The sequence below is a fragment of the Providencia sp. PROV269 genome (assembly GCF_028477785.1).
Lineage (GTDB): Bacteria > Pseudomonadota > Gammaproteobacteria > Enterobacterales > Enterobacteriaceae > Providencia > Providencia rettgeri.
In genome coordinates this window covers 140,149-166,342 of the sequence record NZ_JAMPLV010000016.1, presented here as the reverse complement: position 1 = coordinate 166,342, position 26,194 = coordinate 140,149, and the positions used below count along the sequence as shown (strand labels likewise).

The 26,194-nt window shown below is 37.0% G+C and carries 25 protein-coding genes; 19 read left to right on the top strand and 6 right to left on the bottom strand.

All coding sequences use genetic code 11. The annotated features are described in order from the left end of the window. Positions 1-173: 173 nt before the first annotated feature. Both PR683_RS16900 and PR683_RS16895 read right to left on the bottom strand, forming a co-directional pair. Entirely contained in the window at positions 174-926 is a 753-nt protein-coding gene (locus PR683_RS16900; RefSeq protein ID WP_004907010.1) for a M48 family metallopeptidase, read from the bottom strand. 226 nt (positions 927-1,152) lie between these two features. Then, positions 1,153-1,734, bottom strand: a complete 582-nt coding sequence (locus PR683_RS16895) for a HutD/Ves family protein (protein ID WP_213637287.1) — start codon at positions 1,732-1,734, stop codon at positions 1,153-1,155. A gap of 161 nt (positions 1,735-1,895) precedes the next feature. On the opposite strand from PR683_RS16895, the gene PR683_RS16890 reads away from it, so the two are divergent. Further along, a complete protein-coding gene (locus PR683_RS16890) occupies positions 1,896-2,180 on the top strand; it encodes a type II toxin-antitoxin system RelB/DinJ family antitoxin (RefSeq protein ID WP_102140619.1) in 285 nt (94 codons plus the stop codon). Further along, a complete protein-coding gene (locus PR683_RS16885) occupies positions 2,161-2,442 on the top strand; it encodes a type II toxin-antitoxin system YafQ family toxin (RefSeq protein ID WP_109912959.1) in 282 nt (93 codons plus the stop codon). Before PR683_RS16890 ends, PR683_RS16885 begins: the two co-directional genes overlap by 20 nt. Before the next feature lie 294 nt (positions 2,443-2,736). Here PR683_RS16885 and PR683_RS16880 read toward each other — a convergent pair whose 3' ends face one another. After that, a complete protein-coding gene (locus PR683_RS16880; RefSeq protein ID WP_164529273.1) occupies positions 2,737-3,324 on the bottom strand; it encodes a Spy/CpxP family protein refolding chaperone in 588 nt (195 codons plus the stop codon). Between the two features lie 150 nt (positions 3,325-3,474). Between PR683_RS16880 and cpxR the strand changes: the two genes are divergently transcribed. The 17 genes from cpxR (at position 3,475) to trmL (ending at position 24,585) form a co-directional block, all read left to right on the top strand. Next, entirely contained in the window at positions 3,475-4,173 is a 699-nt protein-coding gene (gene cpxR / locus PR683_RS16875; RefSeq protein WP_004907000.1) for an envelope stress response regulator transcription factor CpxR, read from the top strand. Continuing rightward, a complete protein-coding gene (cpxA, locus tag PR683_RS16870; protein WP_004906999.1) occupies positions 4,170-5,540 on the top strand; it encodes an envelope stress sensor histidine kinase CpxA in 1,371 nt (456 codons plus the stop codon). Before cpxR ends, cpxA begins: the two co-directional genes overlap by 4 nt. Positions 5,541-6,017: 477 nt before the next feature. Next, on the top strand, positions 6,018-7,457 hold the full coding sequence (locus PR683_RS16865; protein ID WP_272581915.1) for a capsule assembly Wzi family protein: 1,440 nt from the start codon (positions 6,018-6,020) through the stop codon (positions 7,455-7,457). A 772-nt stretch (positions 7,458-8,229) separates the two neighbouring features. Beyond that, positions 8,230-9,423, top strand: coding sequence for an oligosaccharide flippase family protein (locus tag PR683_RS16860; RefSeq protein ID WP_272581914.1), 1,194 nt, complete (start codon positions 8,230-8,232; stop codon positions 9,421-9,423). 4 nt (positions 9,424-9,427) lie between these two features. Further along, positions 9,428-10,609, top strand: coding sequence for a hypothetical protein (locus PR683_RS16855; RefSeq protein ID WP_272581913.1), 1,182 nt, complete (start codon positions 9,428-9,430; stop codon positions 10,607-10,609). Further along, positions 10,609-11,568, top strand: coding sequence for a hypothetical protein (locus PR683_RS16850; RefSeq protein ID WP_272581912.1), 960 nt, complete (start codon positions 10,609-10,611; stop codon positions 11,566-11,568). Before PR683_RS16855 ends, PR683_RS16850 begins: the two co-directional genes overlap by 1 nt. Continuing rightward, complete coding sequence (locus PR683_RS16845; RefSeq protein ID WP_272581911.1) at positions 11,565-12,653, top strand: glycosyltransferase; 1,089 nt, start codon at positions 11,565-11,567, stop codon at positions 12,651-12,653. The genes PR683_RS16850 and PR683_RS16845 overlap by 4 nt, the downstream gene beginning before the upstream one ends. Before the next feature lie 3 nt (positions 12,654-12,656). Beyond that, positions 12,657-13,790: a glycosyltransferase gene (locus PR683_RS16840; RefSeq protein ID WP_272581910.1), complete on the top strand. Its 1,134-nt coding sequence runs from the start codon at positions 12,657-12,659 to the stop codon at positions 13,788-13,790. A gap of 2 nt (positions 13,791-13,792) precedes the next feature. Further along, the gene (locus PR683_RS16835) at positions 13,793-14,977 is read left to right on the top strand and encodes a glycosyltransferase (RefSeq protein WP_272581909.1); all 1,185 of its coding nucleotides are present in this window, start codon (positions 13,793-13,795) and stop codon (positions 14,975-14,977) included. Positions 14,978-14,987: 10 nt separating this feature from the next. Continuing rightward, positions 14,988-16,385: a mannose-1-phosphate guanylyltransferase/mannose-6-phosphate isomerase gene (locus tag PR683_RS16830; RefSeq protein WP_272581920.1), complete on the top strand. Its 1,398-nt coding sequence runs from the start codon at positions 14,988-14,990 to the stop codon at positions 16,383-16,385. A gap of 29 nt (positions 16,386-16,414) precedes the next feature. Then, entirely contained in the window at positions 16,415-17,848 is a 1,434-nt protein-coding gene (locus PR683_RS16825) for a phosphomannomutase (protein WP_272581908.1), read from the top strand. 16 nt (positions 17,849-17,864) lie between these two features. Then, on the top strand, positions 17,865-19,031 hold the full coding sequence (locus PR683_RS16820; protein WP_272581907.1) for a nucleotide sugar dehydrogenase: 1,167 nt from the start codon (positions 17,865-17,867) through the stop codon (positions 19,029-19,031). A 144-nt stretch (positions 19,032-19,175) separates the two neighbouring features. Further along, entirely contained in the window at positions 19,176-20,330 is a 1,155-nt protein-coding gene (locus PR683_RS16815) for a polysaccharide export protein (RefSeq protein ID WP_272581906.1), read from the top strand. A 5-nt stretch (positions 20,331-20,335) separates the two neighbouring features. Beyond that, on the top strand, positions 20,336-20,764 hold the full coding sequence (locus tag PR683_RS16810) for an arsenate reductase/protein-tyrosine-phosphatase family protein (protein WP_004906960.1): 429 nt from the start codon (positions 20,336-20,338) through the stop codon (positions 20,762-20,764). Positions 20,765-20,799: 35 nt separating this feature from the next. After that, a complete protein-coding gene (locus PR683_RS16805) occupies positions 20,800-22,878 on the top strand; it encodes a polysaccharide biosynthesis tyrosine autokinase (RefSeq protein ID WP_272581905.1) in 2,079 nt (692 codons plus the stop codon). A gap of 17 nt (positions 22,879-22,895) precedes the next feature. After that, positions 22,896-23,921: a UDP-glucose 4-epimerase GalE gene (gene galE, locus PR683_RS16800; protein WP_210782371.1), complete on the top strand. Its 1,026-nt coding sequence runs from the start codon at positions 22,896-22,898 to the stop codon at positions 23,919-23,921. A 160-nt stretch (positions 23,922-24,081) separates the two neighbouring features. Next, positions 24,082-24,585, top strand: coding sequence for a tRNA (uridine(34)/cytosine(34)/5-carboxymethylaminomethyluridine(34)-2'-O)-methyltransferase TrmL (gene trmL / locus PR683_RS16795; RefSeq protein ID WP_109912518.1), 504 nt, complete (start codon positions 24,082-24,084; stop codon positions 24,583-24,585). Positions 24,586-24,614: 29 nt separating this feature from the next. Here the strand turns inward: trmL and PR683_RS16790 are convergent, their stop codons facing one another. The 3 genes from PR683_RS16790 to cysE all read right to left on the bottom strand — a co-directional run bounded on the left by PR683_RS16790 (position 24,615) and on the right by cysE (position 26,192). Beyond that, the gene (locus tag PR683_RS16790) at positions 24,615-24,977 is read right to left on the bottom strand and encodes a type II toxin-antitoxin system PemK/MazF family toxin (protein WP_004906953.1); all 363 of its coding nucleotides are present in this window, start codon (positions 24,975-24,977) and stop codon (positions 24,615-24,617) included. After that, on the bottom strand, positions 24,974-25,219 hold the full coding sequence (locus PR683_RS16785; protein ID WP_004906951.1) for an AbrB/MazE/SpoVT family DNA-binding domain-containing protein: 246 nt from the start codon (positions 25,217-25,219) through the stop codon (positions 24,974-24,976). Before PR683_RS16785 ends, PR683_RS16790 begins: the two co-directional genes overlap by 4 nt. Positions 25,220-25,370: 151 nt before the next feature. Continuing rightward, the gene (cysE, locus tag PR683_RS16780; protein WP_004906950.1) at positions 25,371-26,192 is read right to left on the bottom strand and encodes a serine O-acetyltransferase; all 822 of its coding nucleotides are present in this window, start codon (positions 26,190-26,192) and stop codon (positions 25,371-25,373) included. Between the last annotated feature and the right edge of the window lie 2 nt (positions 26,193-26,194).

Genomic DNA, 26,194 nt, shown 5'->3' with positions numbered 1-26,194 from the left:
GTTTAATTAACAAGATAGAGAGTCGGTTACAGGAGCACAACGGGATAAGTTCTGATTTGCAATATAAGAAAAGTAATATTGAGATAAATAGCAGGAAATACGTGATTGGTGTAGCAATATATCATCATATTACTACACCAAAATAACACTCAACTAACGTCAATAATTAAATATTATTTTTTGTCAGCGGCAATACGGTCACGGATGTTTTGTGCACGTTCGCTTGATGGTGGGTGAGAGTCAAACATGCTTGTCTCGCCGCTACCCATTTTCGCTAATTTTTCAAAACCAGTGACTAAACCGTCAGTTTTAACACCACGTTTTTTTAGTAAGTCATAAGAGAAGTTATCTGCTTCGCTTTCTTGGTGTTGAGAAAACTGTGAGTTAATCAGTTTTTCACCCAGAGCTGCAACTTGTGATGCACTCAGTTGTTCTACAACGCCACCCGCTGATGCTGCGGCAGTACGCGCAGCAACTGCCGCATAAGCAACTTGCATTGCTTTACGTGTATGACCTAATGCAACGTGGCCCATTTCATGACCCAGAACGCCTTCAACTTCGTTATCGTTCATCACATCCATCAGGCCGCTATATACACGCACACAACCATTTGCCATTGCCCATGCGTTGACATCGCTAGTCAGATAAACTTTATAGTTTACTGGAGTACCATCAACTTCGTTACCCAGTGCTTTTGCAATTTTGTCTAAGCGTTTCGCATACTTGCTAGACGCTGGAGCAATTTTGTTTTGCGCATCCATTTCTTTACAAGATTGGTCACTTAATTGTTTAACATCAGAGTCAGTCAGTGTCGCAGCTTGGAATAATTGCATGCCTGAGTTAGTCAACATCCCTTGGTCTAAATTTTTACAACCCGTTAAAATGACAGCAGAAACAGCAACTGCCACAAGCGCTTTCATCTTCATAGAACATTTTTCCTTTAGTATATATAGGTATTATTTTTTAATGACGCTAAAGACTATAAATTCTGCGAAAAATAACAATAGGAATAAAGCCATAATTATCCAATATATGAATTTGATAACGTTTTTATTAAAATTGCAAAATAGACAGAATATTATTCCAATAATAGGTACACATACAGATTGCATGCAAATGGCCATTAGGGCAATGGCCAAAAAATCACTCTAACTACTTAATAAATAACTCAATAATACAAAAATCATTTTCTGTATTCTTTTCAACAATAAATTGCAGAGCTTCTCGATTTTCTTTAATTAATAGAGTGTCAAATGGCTTTAAATAAAAGGAATCTGAATTAATTTTCATACTCAAACGAGGTGTAATATTAAAAATTAAGATCTCACTAGCCCCACTCACCCAAGAATTAATGGACGCAGTATTCACCCATTGTAAACGAGCCTGATATTTTTCAGGGTTATAGATGACATTAAAATCACGAATTGCACCTTGAACGAGTTCCGCATAAACCTCGCTTTCCCCATTAAAAGCAAAAAATTCTTTTTGCTGTAAGGTCACCGCCGGTTTCTTATCTACATGCAAAATAAGTCCTTCTCCTTCCAATACACCAATAATACGTTGCCGATTTTGGAAAAAGGAAAACGAGCCCGCCGTTTTAACATCTGCTATTGACACTCGCCAATCAAAATCATCTAAACCTTCACCATGGCTGCGCGCCAATTCAAGTGTCGACCCCTGGCCATTTTTCCAAGGCATATTGCGATAATCTTGCGTCGTTAATATCTGAGTCATAAGGTGAACCCTACTTTGGTGGATACATTATTTTTATAGTGAGAATGAGAAATGAAAATAGCAGACTTTCAACAAAAAAACGCCTTTTTAAAAATCAATTTCAAATTGTAGCCCATGCGTGCCACAATTCAAACATTCACCATAAGAAGAGGATAACGGTAATGGCCAGTACTCAACATAAAACAGATATTGTCAGAGCCAGAATTGAGCCTAAAGTCAGGGAAAATGCTGAAGCAGTGTTATCTGAATTAGGGATTAGCATGTCTGATGCTATTCGTATTTTCGTCAAGCAAATATCATTGCGACAAGCTTTTCCTATTGAGTTAAAAACACCAAACTCAATTACATTAGAAGCTATTAATGCACCAACTACAGACGAAACATTTGACTCTGCTGAAGATTTATTTAGCCAAGTGAGCAAGTCCGATGCTGAAAATTCGCGTTAAATCCCAATTCAAAAAAGACTTAAAAAAGTCGTTATCTGACAAAAAAAGAAATACTCAGCTATTAAAAGAGCTAATCGATAACCACCTATGCATTACTGGCTCTGTTCCAGCAGAATATTTGCCTCATCCCTTAAAAGGAAACTGGAGACCTTGCTATGAATATCACATACAACCCGATTTTTTATTAATTTGGGATATAAACTACCAAACCAATGAAATCATATTAGTTCGCTGTGGTTCTCATTCTGAATTATTTGGCTAACTCATCACATTTCCCAACCTAAAACAATTAAATCGACGTAGGCGACCGTCCACTTACCGTCCACCTCGGCGAACTTTGATGAACTTTCATAGCCTTTTAAATATTGATAAGTTACTGTTTTTAAAGAATTGAAGATATAATTTATAAAAAAAAAGCCCCTAAAAGGGGCTATAAAAGACAGGGATGGTGTCTATGGCAAGGAAAAACTTCACTTATTGCTACTTCACTACTTACTATGGAACTCAGGATATAAAATTAACTAACTTGCATTACTACAGGTACTAACAACTAAACTTACTGAAACTGCATCGCTTGAAATTCTGCCATTTTATGCTGATTCATTTCTTGTTGGTGAATGTGTTCAAGCTCTGTTTTCTGTTCTGGCGTTAACAACTGGTACAATTCATGGTGAATTCGAGCCATTTCGACACGTTGTTCCAGTTCTTTTTGCATTCGTTTTTCAAGTTCTTCACGAACCGCTTTGTCATCAAAGTTATCCGCTATAATTAATTTGTGCAGTGCTTCACGTTCTTTAACTAAAGCAGAGTTATCAACATGATAATGGCGCTGTGTTGCCATTAAATCACGTAATTGCTGACGCTGTTTTTCATTTAACGTGATACCATTAAACATAAAGGTACTGGCACGTTCTTCACTGCTAAATAACTCATGATGTTGAAAGGGCACAACCGCATTGCCTGTTGGCTTAGTTGTTGGCTCGGACTGCATCTGTAACATCAAAGGTGTTGAACTTTCATTTGCAGCACTTTGTGGCTCTTCTGCAAAAGCAACCGCTGGTCCGAACACAAACGCAGAAGCTAAAACTAACATTGCGGTTTTATGTACTGTATTATGTACTTTGCTATGTGTTGTTCTCAGCATTTGACACCTTGTCTCCGAACTGTGCTCGTGATTCAATGTGAACAAATATACACCTGTGGCTGCAAACTAGCGTCAGAGCATGTAAAAGAACGTAAAGTCATGGAATCGTACAGATTGTTATCGTATTTTGGCAGTTGGAGGACTTAAAAAATGCATAAAATCCTATTAGTTGATGACGACCGTGAACTCACGTCGCTGTTAAAAGAACTGCTGGAAATGGAAGGTTTCAATGTTGTCATCGCCTATGATGGTGAACAGGCATTACAGCAAATTGACTCATCCATTGACCTGTTACTACTTGATGTCATGATGCCGAAAAAAAATGGTATTGAGACATTAAAAGAACTGCGCCAAATCCATCAGACCCCCGTTATCATGTTAACGGCTCGCGGTAGTGAGTTAGATAAGGTTCTGGGCCTAGAACTCGGTGCAGACGACTATCTACCTAAACCGTTCAATGACCGTGAACTGGTAGCACGTATTCGTGCTTTATTACGCCGTTCTAACTGGAGCGAGCAAACTCAAGGCGACAATAGCAATACCCCTGTTTTACAAGTTGATAAACTGCAACTTAACCCAGGTCGCCAAGAAGCCAGCTTTGATGAGGAAATTTTGGACTTAACAGGGACAGAATTTACGTTGTTATATCTACTCGCACAGCACCTAGGCCAAGTGGTTTCTCGTGAACACCTTAGCCAAGAAGTACTTGGGAAGCGCTTAACACCGTTTGACCGTGCTATTGATATGCATATTTCAAACTTACGCCGCAAACTTCCAGAACGCACTGATGGCCAGCCGTGGTTTAAAACTCTACGTGGCCGCGGATACTTAATGGTTTCTGCCACATGATCAACAGCTTAACCGCAAGGATCTTTGCGATCTTCTGGTTTACCCTCGCACTAGTATTAATGCTAGTGCTGATGGTGCCCAAGCTCGACTCTCGGCAAATCACCGTCCTGATGGAAAGTGAACAACGCCAAGGGGAGATGCTTGAGCAGCATATTGAAGCCGAACTCGCACAAGCTCCGATGAATGACCTACTTTGGTGGCGGCGTATTTCTAACGCCATCAAAAAATGGGCACCTCCCGGCCAACGGTTGATTATCGTCACCAGTGAAGGCCGTGTGATTGGTGCAATGCCAAGTGAAATGCAGGTAATACGTAACTTTATTGGGCAGTCCGATAACGCGGATCACCCGAAAAAGAAAAAATATGGACGAGCCGAAATCCTCGGCCCTTTCTCCATTCGTGATGGGGAAGACCACTACCAACTGTATTTAGTTCGCCCAGCAAGCAGCCCACAATCTGACTTTATTAATTTATTGTTTGATAGGCCTTTCTTATTACTGATTGCCACCATGCTGATCAGCGCTCCACTATTATTATGGTTATCTTGGAGTCTCGCCCGCCCTGCTCGTAAATTAAAAATGGCCGCGGACGATGTAGCGAAAGGAAATTTACGTCCACACCCAGAACTAGAAGCTGGTCCGCAAGAGTTCTTGTCTGCGGGAAATAGCTTTAACCAGATGATCAGTGCCCTTGATGGTATGGTTAGCGCGCAGCAACGCTTAATCTCTGATATTTCTCATGAATTACGCACTCCACTGACTCGTTTGCAACTGGCAACCGCCTTATTGCGCCGTCGCCATGGGGAAAGTAAAGAGCTCGAACGCATTGAAACCGAGACCCATCGCCTAGATAGCATGATTAACGATTTACTGGTGTTATCCCGTAGCCAGCATAAAAACGAAATTTTGCGTGAAAATATCAAAGCCGATGAACTTTGGGGCGATATCTTAGATGATGCTAGCTTTGAAGCTGAGCAAATGAACAAAACGCTCGAAGTCACTTCTCACCCAGGGCCTTGGCCGTTATATTGCAACCCTTCTGCCGTCGGTAGTGCATTTGAAAATATTGTGCGTAACGCATTACGTTATTCGCATACACACATTGCCGTTGATTTCAAAGAAGAAAACAACGGTATTCTCATCACAGTCGATGATGATGGCCCCGGTGTTAGCCCTGCTGACCGCGAGCACATTTTCCGCCCATTCTACCGCACTGATGAAGCTCGAGACCGAGAAACAGGCGGTACTGGTTTAGGTCTTGCAATTGTTGAAACCGCCATAACACAACATAAAGGTTGGGTGAAAGCGGATGACAGCCCATTAGGTGGTTTAAGGTTACAAATCTGGCTACCTGAACACGGCCGATAAATTAGCTTTATTCATTACCAATAACCCCCTTTCTTTTTATTAAAGAAGGGGGTTATTTTTTTAATCAACATCTACCATTATTAATAGAGAATAGTCCTATATTGCCTCTAAAAACAACAATTCCTAAATACCCGACCAATATAAAACTCTATTTTTATACTATTTAACCCATAAAAAAAGAATAATAGAGAAGAATACTTAAAATTAACCATGTGGTAATCCAACAAAAAGTATATCGTTTTATATCTTAATATGTTACTAACTTCTACACCGACTATATTAATCTGATATTCTGTTTTACTTAGTTAAAGTGTGATAATTGATATTAATAGAAAGCACAGAAGCCCAACTCAATGCAAATTAAGATACTTATAATGTGGGCTGATAATAATCATATTTTAACTTTATTTAATTTACAGGTTTTCCCTTATTAACCTGTTCAATATTAGGCGAACTCAACTTCAAATGGATTTATCAATGAAAAAATTCAAGCTCACTAAGCTAGCCATACTTGCTGTGTTCGGCGCCATAAGTGCACAAAGCGTTGCGGGGGGATTAGTTCTACCCGATAACAACTTACGCAGCGACCTTGCTTGGCTTTCTGAACGTAACGTCATCCAAATTAGCTTATCAACTTGGCCACTATCCCAAGAAGAAATCACACGTTCTTTAAATAATGCAAATATTACTAATAGCGAACAAGAAGCCATTATTCAGCGCATTAAAAAGAACCTTGACCGTAAGAAAAACAGTGTTCAACTAGAAACTCACCTTGCATCTAGCCACAACTCTATGCCACAGGGCTTTGCCCAGAGTGAATATAGTGATATTCGCTATACCGTTTCAGGTAACTACAGCACTGACGATGTAGACTTAAACCTCACCGCAAATGGCGAACGTGCTTTACGCGTTGAAAATGGTTCTGATTACAACCTCAATGGCTCATATGGTGGTGTCAAAATTTGGAACCAATGGGTATCCTTTGGTGAAATCCCACAATGGTGGGGACCGGGCCACGATGGTAGCTTAATTCGTACCGATGCGGCTCGCCCTGTTACTGGCTTCTTAATTCAACGTGCTGACCAAAGCCCATTTGAAACTCCATGGCTTTCTTGGATTGGTTCATGGCAATACCAGCTCACCGCAGGGCAAATCAAACAATATTCTTCCCAACCCAACACTAAACTGATTGCTTTACGTATGACCATGAACCCAACTGACTTCTTCGAACTCGGTGGTTCTCGCGTGGTCATGTGGGGAGGCGATGGCCGCCCTAATAACTGGAATTCTTTCTGGAATGCTATGGGCGGTAGGGATAATACTGGCGACTATAACGATGACCCGGGTAACCAACTGGCAGGTTTAGACTTCAAACTGAAACTTTACCCGTTAATCGACCTACCTGTCAGCCTATATGGCCAAATGGTCGGTGAAGATGAAGCCAACCTTTTCCCATCGAAAAACGCCTTTATGGGTGGTATCGAAGGTTATCACACACTATGGGGCCAACCATTAAATTGGTACATTGAAGGCGCGAACACCCATACTGAGTGGGACAAAGACGGCGTAATGTATCGCCACTTTATCTACAAAAATGGTTATTACCAACAAGGTGCATCACTAGGCCACGCGATGGGCGGCGACGGGCGCATGCTCACCACCAAAGTGGAATACACTCTCGATGATGACAACCGCGTCAGTTCTCGCTTGATGTACGCGAAAGTGAATAAATCTAACTTTGATGGCAACAAGTTGTTCCCTAAATCAGAAACCATCAAAGGCGTTGATTTCGGTTGGTGGCATAACTTTGACAATGACGTCAGCACTGATGCGAAAGTTTGGGTATCTAAAACTGATTACGAAACACGCAATGATTTAGGCGCTGCCGTTACGGTAAACGTGCCGTTTAAGTGGTAGCCTGCAGATATTAAGCATATTTTATCAAAAACGGGTTATGTTTTTAGCATAATCCGTTTTTTTATCCCTCGAACATTATTATTCTAGCCAAAAATACGCCATTCATATAATCCCTTATGACAACCAAGTTAATTAATATAATCAATTAAGCATTTTATTAATCTATTCCTACACGGAATTCGGATAAATATAGAAATATTAGGATCTGGCTTTTATTGAACCCACACTAAAAGCAATGATATACAAGGAATAACTTAACTTAAATATTTAATCGCGTACAAAGCGTAAGAATAGGATTATAACCTAATAATTTAAAATAACTTATTCTATTGGTGATTGTGTTAGGACTATTCTCTAACGCTATCGCAGTGATAGTCAGTAACTAGCTTTAATGGTATTATTAATCGCTTTTTACTTGACCAAATAAATGCTGAGGCATACCCTTTGGCGGTAAAAAAACAATAAGCTTTGCTTATCAATTGAGCAAATTAGCAAAAAATGCAATGTTTTCAATTGATAAGTATGCGTTTACAAATTCAATGGTGCTCTGGGGCCCGACAACCCAGTGCGGTAGCTATGGTTAATGCAAATAAACATTTAATACATGTACTGACTTAAGGATAAAATGGTAACTCTTATTATCTAGCTCATTATTCATAACTAGTTTTTATAACATAAAACAATCGCTAAAAGACCATAAGGTTAGTATTAATTCTTATTTATATAAACAAGCATTATCGCCAACTAATTCCAGAAAATGAAAAGCTATAAAATGAAAGGGTTAATTAATAATTTTTTCTATTCAATCGGAATACATATTATAAAAATAATAATGCCTCTATTATTATTTCCCGTAATAGCAAGATATTTAAGTACCGATGGAATGGGTGAATTTTCTTATTACCAAGCAATTACTATAATCATAGCATCAGTCATTGAATATGGCTACGCATATTCAGCAATAAACAGAATAGTTAAAGCCAACCAGAACGATAAACTATATGTAATTCAAGAAGTGGAAAGTTCTAGACTTTTATTATCTAGTGTAATAATTACTATATCTCTAGCTATATCGATTTATAAACATGATTATTTATTAGTAATAGCTACTATGACTGGAGTTTTATCAGGAATACTACCTGTATATTTATTTCAGTCACTTAATAATTTCAAAAAACTTGCTACTATCGAATTATTTTCGTTACTCTTTTATTATACACTTACTTTTTCCGTATTATACTTTTACCCTTCTATTTCCGGAATAATTATATCATTACTCATATCTCGTGCTTTATCTTATTTTTGGTCAAGGAAACAATTTAAAGAGCAGAACTATACCTTAAAGTTTTGTTCATTAAAAAAAACCATTATTTCTTTGAAATCTAATTTTTTATATTTCTTCCACCGTGCTTCTGTCGTTTTGTATAGTACATTCAGTATCATAGTAATTAAATATTTTTATGACAACTCAATATTGGGACTATATTCTTCTGCAGAAAAAATTGTTATCGCGTTATGTGCAGTTACTGGCCCTATACAAGGCGTACTACTTCCATATTTATCAAGAAATAAAAGAGAAAATATAGTAATTCTTTTTTATTTAATTTTAGTAGTTGGCGCAATTTCATTTTCAATAATAACTGTGATATTCTCTAAAACAATTTTTGAAAAATACTATGGTATCGAATTTTCTGATGGAAGCGTATATTACAACCTATTAATATGGTTATTCCCATTAAGGCTAATATCTAGTCTTATATCAACAGATTTATTTTTATCACAAGGACTTCAAAAAGTATTTTCTTCTATTTACTTAGTTAGCATCCTCGGAATATTGCCTATCATATTGTTGTCAACATATTTGTTAGGTATCCAAGCAATGATAATTACACTATTGTTTTTTGAAATAATTTTAATAATCTTGCTATTATTAAAACATAGATCAATTAATAAAAAAAGGCATTAACATAATGTTAATCAATAAAAAAAATACTCTTTACTTCCTTCCTTTAATATTAGTTACTAATACCCCATCAATTGAAGTAAATATTGGAGTTTCCGCAGTTCATATATACCAAATATTCACTATTTTCTTTGGTTTATTATTTTTATCCAATATAAAACGATTTTCAAAGCTAGAGCCCTTAGTTTTAATTGGAGTTTTAATTATAATATTATTCTCCATATTAATTATATTCCAAGGAAGAGATGAAGAGTTAATAAAGTATGCTAATAGCAATATAAATTCTGAGTGGCAAATTCTGTATGAAAAAAAGACATTTAATGACTTTTATCGAGATAGTACCATATCAATATTTCAGTTAATAAATTTCTCTATTTTATTTATTTGTTTTCATTTTTATTATAATGCCAAATTAGGAATAGAAGAATACAGGCGAGGATTTAAATTTTTCATAATTATTACATTAGTGATACAGTTTATTATAATAATTTTCCAAGTTATAATTTTAAATATTGATCGGCCTAGTGGAACTTTCGGTAATGCGCAGTCATTAGGATTCATGATGAATATAGCGATTGCTTGGTCATTAACTACTAATAACCTTAAAAACTTAACTAAAGTGAGCTTTATTTTATGTGGTATTGCTATTATAATACTGTCTGGGACAAGATCATCTTTAGCTATTTGTTTTTTAATAATAATTTCATATTTTTTATTTAGAAAAAATACTCGTTCTAAAAAAGTAATACTTTACGCATTACTTATAATAACATTTACGTTTACTATATTAATTTCTGCCATACCTGAAATTAGACAATTATTCCTATTAAGTTTATCACAAATAACTAGTCCTTTAACGATGAGTTTAAGAGGAATGATGTGGGAATCCTTTTACTACGTTTTCCCTGAATATTCCATTCTAGGAACCAAAGGAATTACAGTATATTTTACTGATAATTTTTTTTGGTTCTTCCTACTTCCTTATGGTTTTTTAGGTTTGTTTTTTTTATCATTCTTTTTCAAGCTACTGATAAAAAACTCCATAAATAATGATTTTTTGTTTTTATTATCCATCAGCATAATTGTACAATCAATTTCTTATTATGGATTTTTTATTGGTAATTTAGGATGGGTAGTAATGGGGATTATTGCATTTGAAATAAATTCAAAAAATAAGGTTAATGTATAATGAATAACACACTAAACACTGCGTTAGTATTATTTGTCTACAATAGAGAATTTCATACAAAAAAAACACTAGCGGCTCTAGCAAATAATAAAAACATTCACAATACAACTCTATATATTTTTTGTGATGCTGCAAAAAAAAATGAAGATAACGAATCTGTAAATCGTGTCAGAGATTCGGTGATAGATTTTAAGTGGCCTGGTTATTCAAAAAAAATTATTTTTAGAGATAAAAATATGGGATTAGGACCTTCTGTCATTGATGGTATTTCATTAGTAATGGAAGAGCATAATGCTGTCATTGTTATTGAAGATGATATCATTACCAATGAGTCATTCTTTGATTATATGCTAACAATGTTAGAGCTTTATAAAAAAACTCCTTCTGTATATTCTATATCAGGGTATGTAATTCCCCCTCTTTCAACCCGTAAAGTTGAGGACATATACTTTATACCAAGAATATCATCTTGGGGTTGGGGCACTTGGAAAGATAGATGGATGACTGTCGATTGGAGCATATCTGACTATACATCATTTATAAATAATAAGCATGAAACTCATGAGTTCAAAAAAGCTGGGAATGATATGCTTGATATGCTTATTAATCAAGTAGAAGGAGAGTCTGAATCTTGGGCAATAAGATTTGATTATAATAGATATAAAAACAATGGATTAACTATATATCCAGGATCATCTCTTGTCTCAAACATTGGTTCTGATGGAAGTGGCTCACATCGAGATAATACAACAAAATTTGATGTTCCAATTAATGGTAATTTTTTTTCTGGTGAAACATTTAGTTACAGAGTTCCTACCATTAGTAATGATGCAACCTTAACATATCAAAAATTTTACTCTTCAAACTTTATTAGTAAAATCATTATAGTGTTAAGACGGCTCGGATTATATGATGTATGCATACCACTCCTAAAAAGAATACGGGACCTTATCAAATGAAAAGAATAGCAATCATAGTACCTGATATTAATTTCACAGGAGGGGCAGAACATGTAGCAATAGAATTGGCTAAACTGCTGGAGAAAAAAAACACTGTTATGATAGTAAGCCTTTTTAGTACAAAAACAATTCAATCAATACAAAAAAAAACAAACAAAGTAGCCATTACACATATGGGGTTTAAAAAAAACTCAAATATCCCAAGTAGATTGATTGAATTTTTGAGAAACATTCCAAAATTAAAATTACTTTATTCCCAGTTTGACTTTATTATTGGCAATAACACATTCAGATACTTCTTACTTCCTTATTTTAATGGTAATAGTAAATTAATTGAAATACAACATTTAAGGTTTGAAGAAGAGTATAGCTCGAAAAACAAACTTCAACTTAAAATTCGAAATTACTTATATAAAAGACTACATAAGCTTGTTGTTCTTACAGAAAGAGATAGGAAAATATTTTGTGATTATGGTTTGAATAATGTAGTTACAATCCCTAACTTTATTCCTGAAACAAAACCATTAATTAGAGAAAAAATAAATAGAAATGATATCTTAATAGTTGGCCGACTAACAAAACAAAAAAATCATATTAGTTTACTAAGGTCTTGGCATTTACTAAAAAAAATGGAAGGTAACCAAAAATTAAGATTACATATCGCAGGTGATGGGCCTGAATTACAAAAGCTTAAGTGTATCTGTAAAACATATAATATTGAAGATTCTGTTATCTTTCATGGAAATATTGATGATTTGAGTCAGCTATACTCAAGCTCAGCATTACTCATATCCACATCATTGTACGAAGGATTTCCTTTAACTTTCTTAGAAGCACTAAATTATTCACTACCTATCTTAACCTATGATTTTAATTCAGGTGCAAACGAATTAGTAATTAATAATTATAATGGAATTATATCACCATTAGGTGATGAGGAGACTTTAGCTAAGAATATTGCTAAGCTAGCTAACGATGAAAATTTACTAGATTGTATGAGCATGAATGCAGAAAAGCATAAGCTTTTCTATACAGCTAAAAATATAGAACCTCTATGGGTTAAGTATATATTGGATGAAGAATAAGAAATGAAGAATGATAAAGTATTACTAGTATCCATAAATTCAATCGGTGAATATACCGGTGGAGGAATATACCTGAGAACTATTTTCAATGGATACATGAAAAATAATAATGATGTATGCTTAATCTGTAAAGAAGATAGTAAAGTTTTAGATGAAAATAATAATCATAAACAGATAATGTTTAATAAAAGCATCGTTTCAGATTTACTTTCAAGATTTTTTCTTTGCCCTTCTTTTTTGTTTTTTTATATATTTAAAATTATTAGAATATCTAAAGACTATGATTGCATAGCTTTTCATAGCTCTCGATTAGGCTTAATATCAAAAGTATTGAAAACAATTTACCCCAAAAAGAAAATAATATTTCATTTTGACAATGTTGAATCACATTTAATTTCTCAAGCACCAATTAGCCTTAACCCAAAGGGAGTTATTACATTTATAGATAGATTTCTAGTTCCTATTTCGGAAAAACTAGCAATTAAATCATCAAACTGCATTACATTTATTACAGAAGAAGATAAGTCTTTCTTTCAAAATCAAATAAAAAGTAAAGAAGTCAATATCCTTCCTGTTTGTGTCCCATCCCCTAATGAAAATAATCAAAGTGATATTTTTAATTTAAGAAAAAACAATAGAATAAAACTGTTATTTACTGGGACTTTTTCTTTTTTCCCTAATGTGGAAGCACTGGCGTTCCTATTACAATTAGCGAAGAATTCTAGCAAATATGATTTTATTATTGCTGGTAAAAATCTAAATAAAGTTATTATACATGAAAATCTACCTAATAATGTATATACTTACTCTAATGTCACTGTAGATGAGTTATCCTCACTCTATATGTACAGTAATATATTTATATCTCCGATACAATCTGGTAGTGGAATGAAAACAAAATTAGCGGAAGCTATGTCATATGGCCTTCCTATTATTGCTCATCAAAATTCGGTATCTGGTTATTTAGATGCAATAAAATTAAATATAATTCAGACATTTAATGACAATGAGTTAGGTGAAGAAAGCTTAAATAAATACATAGAAAATGCTCTTAAGTTAACGCATTCCGATATTGTAAATGTATATTCCGATTTTTACTCAATAGAATGTGGAACTAAAGTAATAGCTAGTTTATAATCATGAAAAAACGTATATTAATCGTCACACCAAGGTTTCCTTATCCTGTCATAGGTGGAGATAAACTTAGAATATATCAACTAAGTAAGGAGCTATCTAAATATTATTCTGTAACGCTTGTTAGCCTATGTGAATCCCAATTAGAATACCAAATGGACTTACCGAATGATGGTGTTTTTGACCAAGTTCACAAAGTATATTTGCCAAAATGGAAATCTATATTAAATACCTTTCTATCCTTACCTAGCAAGACACCTTTACAAGTAGCTTATTACAAATCTAAGAGTTTTAACCATTTAATTCATCAACTGGCTAAAAACCATGATGTGATAATACCACACCTAATTAGAGTCGCTGGTTATGTGACGGATATTAATAAACCTAAAATAATTGAAATGACTGACGCCATCTCAATGAACTACACTAGAATATCAAATACAAAAAATAATGCAGGGTTGAAGGGGTTAATTTATAGGATAGAAAAAAATAGATTATTAAATTATGAACGCAATATAGCAAAATACTTTCAATATAGTGTATTGGTTTCCAAATATGACAAAAATTTTTTATTTAAAGATAATTCTGAGTTATACTCTCGAACATTAGTATGTTCAAATGGTGTTGACCTAACTAATTTGCCATATAATTTTATACCAGGTGGCTATAAACTAATTTTTATTGGAAATATGCACTCTGCTCAAAATTTTGATGCTGCCTTTTGGTTTGCTAAAAATGTTATGCCTTTATTATTAAGCTACGGGCCATATGAGTTTCATATAATAGGAAAAATACCTGAAGACAGTGCAAGAAAATTACGCCAACTGAACGGTATTATAGTTACAGGAGCTGTAGATAGCGTTGCTAGATATGCAGAGGGTGCTGTAGCCGGAATTTGCTCAGTAAGATTAGCCGCTGGAGTCCAAAATAAAATTCTTGAATATATGGCTTTAGGGATTCCAACAATTACATCATCTATCGGATTAGAAGGCTTAGAAGCTAAAAAAGATATCGATATCTTAGTCTCCGATACTAGTGATAATTATATTAATCAAATCATTAAACTAAACTCAGACCCCCTTTTTGCAAAAAATCTTGCTGAAAATGCATATAAATATGTTCAAGAAAACCACTCTTGGTCTAGCAAGCTAACTCCTTTGATTTCGACTATCAATAATATTTTACGGTAAAAAGATGTCAATTATAATTCCAGTTATTATGGCAGGAGGCTCAGGGACTCGATTATGGCCGATGTCTAGAGCTCATATGCCAAAACAATTTCTGTCACTTACTAGTCAATTTTCTATGTTACAAGAAACTTTAAATAGATTAGAAAATATAGAGCATGCACCTCCGATAATAATATGCAATGAAGAACACCGTTTTCTTGTTGCTGAACAACTGCGCGACTTAAATTTAAACCATTCTGGCATCATACTTGAGCCTATTGGGCGCAACACTGCTCCTGCTATTTCATTAGCGGCAATTTATGCCTTAAAAATTTATAAAAATGAAGATCCTATATTATTAGTTCTTGCTGCAGACCACTTAATTGAAAATGTAAATGCATTCCACCAGACTATTCACGATGCAGAACAATTAGCGGTTCAAGACTTATTAGTTACCTTTGGTATAGTTGCAACAAAACCTGAAACAGGTTATGGCTATATTAAATGCGGTAATCAAATCGAGTCATCTAATAATTCTTATAGAATAGATTCTTTTGTTGAAAAGCCTGACTTAGTAACTGCACAGGGATATTTAGATAGTGGGGAATACTTATGGAATAGTGGTATGTTTATGTTTAAAGCAAGCCGTTATATTAAAGAACTATCTTTATTCCAACCTGATATTGTTTCAACCACAACTACCGCATTAAATAATGCAGTAATTGACTTAGATTTCATTCGGTTAAGTAAAAATAATTTTGAACGATGTCCTAATGTTTCTATTGACTATGCAGTTATGGAGCATACTCAAGATGCTGCGGTTATCCCTCTGGATGCAGGTTGGAATGATATCGACGCTTGGTCCTCCTTATGGGAAATTGGTAAGAAGGATAACGCTCAGAATGTTCTAAAAGGTGATGTTCTTGTTGAAAATTCACAAAACTGCTATGTCAAAGCACCTAATAGGCTTGTTTCTATCATTGGTGTTAATGACCTTATTATTGTTGATACAAAGGATGCGTTATTAGTTTCTCATCGAGACCATGTCCAAGATGTAAAAAAAATCGTTGATAAACTAAAAAATAATAACCGTAAAGAATACCAACAGCATCGTGAAATATATCGACCGTGGGGAAAATATGACCATATTGCTGAAGGCACTCGGTACCATGTAAAAAAAATAACCGTAAAACCAGGAGAGAAAACTGCCACACAACTTCACTATCACAGAGCGGAACATTGGATTGTAGTTTCAGGCACAGCCAAAGTTTATAACGGTTCTAATGAACAAATAATAAGTGAAAATGAATCTATTTTTATTCCTTTAGGTACTCCTCATTATTTTGAAAATCCAGGAAAGATTCCTCTTGAAATAATTGAAGTTAGAACCGGTTGCTATTTAAAAGAAGACGACATAATTCGAATCTAAGATATTAAGAAGATTTAGCGAGACATTTAATGTGTAAAAATACATCAAATATAATCAAGACTTCTGGTATTCAATTTGGCACTAGTGGAGCCCGTGCTTTAGTCACTCAATTTACTAATGAATCTTGCGCTGCATTTACCCATGCATTTATTAATAGTATCAAAGGTAAATTCGATTTTAGCCAAATGGCCATTGCAATAGATAATCGCCCAAGTAGTGAATTTATTGCGATTGCTTGTATCGAAGCAATAAAACAGCAAGGAATAAAACCTCTATATTATGGTGTGATTCCAACACCTGCCCTTGCATATACTGCAATGAAAAATAATATTCCTTGCATTATGGTAACAGGAAGCCATATCCCATTTGATAGAAATGGGCTAAAGTTTTATCGTCCTGATGGTGAAATCACTAAAATTGATGAGGTCGAGATTTTAAATAATAACTCACAATTTGAAATACCAGATGTTATCTCACAGACCTTATCAATAGATACGCTAGCTACAGATGAATATCTCAATCGATATTTATCTATTTTTAATGGAGATTTATTAGCTGGTAAGCGTATTGGTATTTATGAGCATTCTAGTGCAGGCCGCGATATATACCCTATTTTGTTTAAGAAACTTGGTGCTGAAGTTATTTCCCTAGAGCGTAGTGATCAATTTGTTCCAATTGATACTGAAGCAGTGTCTGAAGAAGACAAGGTAAAAGCAAAGAATTGGTCAAAATTACACAAACTTGATGCTATTTTTTCTACTGATGGGGATGGCGATCGTCCGCTTGTTGCAGATGAAAACGGTGACTGGCTGCGCGGAGACATATTAGGTTTGTTATGTGCATTAGAAATGAACATAGAAGCACTAGCAGTCCCTGTTAGCTGCAATACGATCATTTCATCTCATAAATCTTTCAAGTGCGTAAAGCAAACTAAAATTGGTTCCCCTTACGTTATTGAAGCATTTTCTGATTTAGCTAAAAGCTATAAGAAAATTGCAGGATTTGAAGCTAATGGCGGTTTCCTTTTAGGATCTAACATTGAAATAAATGGTAAACGATTATCAGCTCTACCAACTCGAGATGCTGTGTTACCATTCTTAATGCTATTATCTGCCGCCAAAGAAAAAGGAATTGCTAAATTAGTTAATTCATTACCGCAACGCATTACCTTTAGCGATAGAATACAAAACTTCGCAACAGGAAAAAGTAAAGCTATCATTGAGAAAGCGCAAGAAAACCCAACACTCTTATTACAGCATCTAGGCTTTGGTGATGAGCAACTACTAGATTTGAATACAATTGATGGACTAAGAATGACATTATCAAATGGTAATATTATTCATTTAAGACCATCAGGTAACGCCCCTGAATTAAGGTGCTATGCCGAAGCAAGCGATCATCAGACAGCGCAGTCAATTGTGCAATTATCTTTAAAAAATATTCAAACCTTCTCTAAAAATTAATCTACTTGGTTCTCATATGAAAATAGCAATCGCAGGAACCGGCTACGTCGGCCTATCTAACGCCATGCTGCTGTCACAACACCATAAGGTGGTGGCAGTGGATATCGTCCCTGAAAAAGTGGCGATGTTAAACAACCATCAATCACCGATTGTTGATGCAGAAATTGAACAGTTTTTAACGGAAAAGACCCTCAATTTTCGCGCTACAGAAGATAAAACTGAGGCCTACACAGGCGCTCAGTTCGTGATTGTGGCTACACCAACTGACTATGACCCAAAAACCAATTACTTCAATACTAGATCGGTTGAGTCTGTTATTCATGATGTGAATGAAATTAACCCGCAAGCGACGATCATCGTGAAATCCACTATTCCGGTGGGCTTTACCGCGCGTTTACGTGAAGAATTTGGTTATACCAACGTGATTTTCTCTCCTGAATTTTTACGTGAAGGCCGCGCTTTGTGGGATAACTTGCACCCGTCCCGTATCGTGGTGGGAGAGCGTTCAGAGCGTGCGAAAATTTTTGTGGATTTACTGCTTGAAGGCGCAATTAAGAAAGACGTTCCTGTGCTATTTACCGATGGCACCGAAGCCGAAGCCATTAAACTGTTTGCCAACACTTATTTAGCGATGCGTGTGGCGTACTTTAATGAGCTCGACACCTATGCAGAAAGCCGCGGTTTAAATGCACGCCAAATTATTGAAGGCGTTTCATTAGACCCACGTATTGGTAGCCATTATAACAACCCATCATTCGGTTACGGTGGTTATTGTTTACCGAAAGATACCAAGCAGTTGTTAGCCAACTACGATGACGTGCCAAATAACCTGATTAACGCCATTGTGGAATCAAACCGTACCCGCAAGGACTTTATTTCGGATGCGATTATTGCTAAAGCACCACGCAGAGTCGGTGTTTATCGCTTAGTCATGAAAGCAGGGTCAGATAACTTCCGTGCTTCAGCAGTGCAAGGCATCATGAAACGTATTAAAGCTAAGGGAATTGAAGTTGTCGTTTATGAACCAGTAATGAAAGAAACAGAATTTTTCCATTCTAAAGTAGTTAATGACTTAGCAGAGTTTAAAGCTCAATGCGATATCATCTTAGCAAATAGGATGGTACCTGAGATCGAAGATGTAGCCGATAAAGTCTATACCCGCGATTTATTTGGTAATGACTAACTTCTAACTATTATGGCAGCATTTTTGCCAAATTACGAGCATCAATATAAACTACTTCCGTTGTCACATTATGTATAAGTGGGAATGATGATTTACATCATCACTTATACCTTATCTAATCATTTTTTATCATAGGATGGTACCGTGTTTAGGAAGCCTTTCCCACTTACACTACTAACAATAAGTATTTTATTAACAGGCTGCACCATCACCCCCGGTGCCTATATATCAACCTCAGGCAAAAATGTGATTGATACGGGTGACCGTGACATTACTAAATTGGTTGATATCTATCCAATCTCACCAAAATTATTGGATGATATGTACACCGCTCCCACCATTGCTAAACCGAATGCGCAGTTAGAAAAGCAACTGACTCATTATGAATATCGCGTGGGTGCAGGCGATGTATTAACCATTACAGTTTGGGACCACCCTGAATTGACTATCCCTGCGGGTTCATACCGTAGTGCGCAAGACTCCGGGAACTGGGTACATTCCGATGGGACTATCTACTACCCGTATATTGGTAAAGTCAAAGTGATCGGTAAAACCGTCACTGAAATCCGTACTCTGATCAGCAACCGTTTAGCCACCTATATTGAATCCCCACAAGTGGATGTGAGTATTGCCGCCTTCCGCTCACAAAAAATGTATGTGTCAGGCGAAGTCGCCAAACCGGGTACACTCCCTATCACTAACGTTCCTTTAACTATCTTAGAAGCCTTTAATAATGCCGGTGGTTTAACTGAAAAAGCCGATTGGGATAATGTGGTGCTTACCCGTAACGGCAAAGAAATCAAAGTGTCATTACAAGATTTGGTTCAGTATGGGGATTTAACCCAAAACTACCTGATGCTACCGGGTGATGTGCTGTATGTACCACGTAATGACAGCCAAAAAGTGTTTGTGATGGGTGAAGTGGGTCAACCAACGACCTTAACCATTGACCGTGCGGGTATGAGTATTACTGAAGCCCTAAGCAAAGCGAGTGGGATAGACCAAAATACTGCCAATGCAACGGGTGTATTTGTTATCCGCCCAATTAAAAACCAACCAGCGGAAGACAAAGAACTCGAAGCGCTATTACCGAAAAAAATGGCCGCTGTTTATCAGTTAGACCTATCAGATGCGACATCGCTTGTGATGGGTACTGAATTTAAACTACAGCCTTATGACTTAGTGTATGTTACCGCTGCGCCTGTGGTGCGTTGGAACCGTTTGATTACCCAACTGTTACCAACTATCGCTTCATATAATCAGTTAACCGAAGGTACCAAGCGTATTCACGACTGGTAATCGATATGTTTAATAATATTCTCGTTGTTTGTATGGGAAATATCTGTCGCTCTCCTACGGGGGAGCGTTTATTACAACAGTATTTTCCCGAAAAAACTGTTCATTCGGCAGGTATTATCGCTAAAAATGATATGCCTGCTTATGACAGTGCCATCCGGATTGCCGAGCAACATAGCCTTTCCCTTGAAAACCATCAATCACGTCGATTAACCAGCGAAATATGCCATAAAGCAGACTTAATCCTAGTGATGGAAAACGATCATATTGCTAAAATCCACCAGCAGTTTCCTGAAACTCGCGGTAAAGTGATGTTATTTGGGCAATGGATCAATAAAACTGAAATCCCTGACCCGCACAAACGCAGCGATGAAATGTTTGAACATGTTTACCAGTTGATGGAAAAAGCCGCGATTGCTTGGCAAGGCAAAATTTAATTTTATTTATTGGATGACTTAACATTTAACCTATTATGAACACAACAAAAAATAGCTCCCCTGCCTCAGATGAAATCGATCTGCTCGCTCTGTTTAAAGTTTTGAAATCCAACACCATTAAAATTGGGTTTTTTACTGTTATTTTTGCGGCTATCGCCATTGCATACAGTTTATTAGCAACCCCCATATACCAAGCGAATGCGACCTTACAGTATGACAAATTAGGTCAGGTCTCATTACTTGACCAAATGAGTGATGTCATGCCATTTGGTAACAGCAATAACCAAGTCGACTCTGAAATTGAAGTTATCAAATCCCGCATGGTATTGGGCAAAACCGTTGCAGACTTGAACTTAGACACTCAAGCAGCCCCTGAAGGCTTCGTCAGTAAGTTACTTGGTGAAGTGGCTCCCGTCCATATTGCCCTATTTCAATTACCTGAAAACTTAATTGGCCAGCCATTGACCCTAACTTATTTAGGGGATAATAATTATTCCCTCAATGTGGATGGCCAAGTCTTGCAAGGTAAAGTCGGTGAAGTGCTCAAACAAGGTGAAATTAACTTATTAATTTCCAGTTTCGCGGCTGAAACTGGCGAAGAGTTTTCATTAATCAAAAATGCCCGTTACTCTACCATTGAAGACTTACGCAATACCCTAACCATCGCGGAAGTGGGCAAAGGTACCGGTATTATCAGTTTAGCCATTAAAGGTGCGGATCAAGTTGAGAATGTTAATATTCTCAACAGTGTTATCCAAAACTATGTAGACCAAAATACCGAACGTAAAAAAGAAGTCACCAACAATACACTCGTGTTCTTAGATGGCTACTTACCTACGATTAAAAAGAAATTAGATAACTACGAAAACCAGCTCAATGCCTTTCGCAAAAAGAATGAATCGATTGACCTCTCTTTAGAAGCCAAAGCCGCTTTAGATACTGCTTTGCAGGTCGAAGAGAAACTTAATGAATTGACCTTCAAAGAAGTGGAGATTCAACAGTTATATACCCGTAACCACCCGGCTTATCAGTCTCTATTAGATAAACGCCAACAGTTGTTACGTGAGAAAGAAAAAATCAGCAAAAACATTCAAAAATTACCGAATACCCAACAAGAAATCGTCCGTTTAACCCGTGATGTAGAAGCGGAACAAGCAATTTACGCTCAATTAGTGGCAAAACAGCAAGAGCTCAGCGTACTGAACTCCGGTATTACTGCCGATGTGCGTATTATTGATTCTGCGGAGTCCCAACCAAAACCAGTGGCACCGAAAAAATCACTGATTGTTGCTCTTGCCACTATCCTTGGTTTTATTATCGGCTGCGCGTATGTGATTGCTCGCGAGTTCTTTAATAATAAAATTAAGAGTACAGAAGATATCGATGCATTGGGTGTCAACGTCTACGCCACCATTCCTTTCTCAGCCCATGAGAAAAAACTGATTGAGGCAGGCAATAAAAGCCCATTAGCGATAGAAAACCCAGCAGATACCGCGGTTGAAGCTATCCGTTCATTACGTACCAGCGTGTACTTCTCGGTAATGAATCAAGGTAACAACCTGGTGATGGTGACTAGTGCATCGCCAGGTGTGGGGAAAAGTTTTGTTACCTCCAATATGGCGGTGGTACTGGCTAACGCAGGTAAGAAAGTGTTATTAATTGACACTGACTTACGTAAAGGCCGTTTGCACAAAGCCTTTGGCTTAAGCAATAAAGCGGGCTTATCTGAATATCTGTCACAGCAAAACATAGAATCACCCACTATTCATGCCAACGTAATTGAAAACCTCGATGTGATTTGCCGTGGTAAAAATGTTACTCACTCGTCTGAGTTATTAATGGGTGAGCGCTTTAAGCAGTTGCTGGATAAAGTCAAAAACCAATACGACATTGTGGTGATCGATACCGCACCAATCTTAGCAATTACTGACTCGGCGATTATTGGTAAATATGTCGGTACTTCATTACTGATTGCTTTCTACGGGGTGAATACCGTGAAAGATGTCGATTTATCACTGAAACGCTTTAAGCAAAATGATATCGAAATTACGGGTGTGATCTTGAATGGTATCGATGCAAGATCTGACGATTATAACTACCATTACGAATATTAAGACTCAGGAATATTGAGATGAATAATCAACACGTTCTCGTTACTGGTGGTCTTGGCTACATTGGTAGCCATACCTGTGTACAGATGATCCAGCAAGGGATGCAGCCGGTTATTTTAGATAACTTGCATAATGCTAACCTTGAAGTGCTTAACCGTATTGAAGCTATCACAGGTGTTAAGCCGGTCTTTTACCAAGGTGATGTGCGTGATGGCCAAATTTTAGAATCTATTTTTGCTAATCATCAAATTCATTCCGTCATTCACTTTGCTGGGTTAAAAGCCGTTGGTGAGTCAGTACAGAAACCGATTGAATACTATGATGTTAACGTCAATGGCACACTGGTATTAGTGGAAAGCATGAAAAAAGCTGGTGTTAAAAGCCTGATTTTTAGTTCATCGGCAACCGTATATGGCGACCCTGAAGAAGTACCATTAACAGAAAATTCCAAAGTCGGTGGAACCACCAACCCATATGGAACCAGTAAGTATATGGTTGAGCGTATCCTTTCGGATTTATATACTGCGGAAGATGATTGGTCACTGACATTGCTGCGTTACTTTAACCCTGTTGGCGCACACCCATCCGGAACCATGGGGGAAGACCCGCAAGGTATTCCAAATAATTTGGCACCGTTTGTTTCACAAGTCGCTGTAGGCCGCCGCCCACAAGTCATGGTATTTGGTAATGATTACCCAACACCGGATGGTACTGGTGTGCGTGACTATATTCACGTGATGGATTTAGCAGATGGCCATATTGCCGCACTGAATAAAGTTAGCCAACAAGCAGGATTACATGTTTACAATCTTGGTACAGGAACTGGCACAAGTGTGCTGGAAATTATTACTGCTTTTGAAAAAGCGGCAGGTAAACCAATTAAATATGAGATTGTAGCAAGACGCCCCGGTGATATTGCGGAATGCTGGTCTAGCCCAGAAAAAGCATTGAAAGATTTAAACTGGAAGGCACAGTATTCAATTCAAGATATGGTGAATGATAGCTGGCGTTGGCAGTCCATGAACCCTAATGGTTATAACAGCTAGCCTCAACGAGTTATTTCAGAGACGAGCCTTTATGGCTCGTTTTTTGTTTTCAGGGGTACAAATAATTTTTACGGTACAAATAAAAGTTCCACATGAAAACAAAGCCATTTGCGCGTAAACTCTTCTCATCATTTCTTATCAAAAATATCAGCTTAACGTTATGCCACACATTGTTTTATTCGAACCGGAAATACCGCCAAATACTGGCAATATCATTCGTCTTTGTGCCAATACTGGCTTTGATTTGCATCTTATTCACCCTCTTGGGTTTACATGGGATGATAAACGCCTACGCCGTGCGGGTTTAGACTATAGCGAATTTGCCGATATCAAGCACCACCATGATTATTTTACTTTTTTAAAAAGTGAAGGGCTAAACCCGGATAATAACCAATCTGAAAGTGGGGCTCGCGTGTTTGCCTTAACCACTAAAGGTAAACCAAGCCACAGCAATGTCAGCTACCAACAAAATGACTATTTGATGTTTGGCCCTGAAACTCGCGGCTTACCGCCTTATGTGCTAGATAACATGCCAATGGAGCAGAAAATTCGTATTCCTATGTTGGCAGACAGCCGCAGTATGAATTTATCCAACTCTGTGGCAGTGGTTGTGTTTGAAGCATGGAGGCAATTGGGGTATTCAGGGGCGCTGCTAAAGGACTAGACTATAAAAGGAGCTCAGTTTGAGTTCCTTTAGTTTGAATCAATAAAAAAATGCTCTCCACCAATTAATGGGATCAACCTTGCGAGCACACTATCAAGAACCCCCTCATCAGCAACTACTCCAAACTTCATACTTCTATCTTTCCAAGATAGTGTTTGAATAAGGTTTGCCGCAGCAACACACGGAGTATCAAGATTATTTATCCCTACTTCTGTTATGTGCCCTCTAATGCTTGTGCTAATAGGACAACAAATTACCAAGCCTGATTTTTTATTATATTCCACACTGGATAAAACGAGTGCAGGCCGATATTTTCCTATTTCTTTTCCTTTCGTTGGGTCAAAATCTAACCAAATAATATCATTTCGCCTTGGTATGTAACTTTTACTCATTCACCAATTTCCATATCATTAATTTGAGCAAGTTCATCTGAATGACTATTATATTCATTCATATTGTCAAGCAAATAAGCTTCAGAAAACATCCTTATCTTCTTTTTGGGAGAAAGAACCAAATTACCGTTATTAACAGAAATATCAAGACGTTGACCAACCTCAATACCTAATTGTTTTAAGATAGCTGATGGGATAACAATGCCTTGGCTATTTCCCCATTTTTTTATAGCAACGCTCATTTCTCTTACCCCATACTTATTTTTGAGTATATTAGTTTCTCAATGTATAAACATTGTATAACTTCATTGAGGTTAAAGCAAATTTTTGGTCGATTTATATACAAATGAAGGAAATCAAAAATGAAAACGATCGAACTAGAACCCTCACAACTCAAATTCCATCCCCATCTTCAAAACCCCAAATACTGCCATTAAAGTTTTGATCCATTTCTAAGGACGGTTTATCGCTGGTTGGTTTACCGACAATACGTGCTGGAACCCCTGCCACTGTGGTATGCGGTGGAACTGGATGAAGCACGACTGAACCTGCACCAATTTTTGCGCCGCGGCCAATTTCAATATTACCGAGTATTTTTGCCCCTGCGCCAATCATCACCCCTTCCCTCACTTTCGGGTGGCGGTCACCACAGGTTTTCCCAGTACCACCGAGTGTGACGGATTGTAGGATTGATACATCATTTTCCACAATTGCAGTTTCCCCAATCACGATGCCAGTTGCGTGGTCAAGCATGATGCCACAACCAATACGGGCGGCTGGGTGGATATCGACCCCAAATGATACAGAAATTTGATTTTGCAGGTAAACCGCCAGCGCTTGGCGGCCTTCTTTCCACAGCCAATTACCGATGCGATAGGCTTGCAAGGCGTGGAAACCTTTCAAATACAATAATGGAGTGGAATATTTATCAACGGCGGGGTCACGTAGGCGAACCGCGGCTAAGTCCATTGCTGCAGAGAAAATCATGCCTTCGTCATTGCGATAAGCTTCTTCAACAATTTCACGCACTTCAAGCGCTGGCATAATCGGCGAGCTCAGTTTATTGGCTAGCATATAGCTGAGCGCACTGCCTAAATTGTCGTGCTTTAACAATGTCGCGTTAAAAAAGCTGGCGAGGAGTGGTTCGCAGTCTGCAAGAGACTTCGCTTCATCTTTAATGAAACCCCAAATTCTATCCAGTTCTTCACGCGACATAA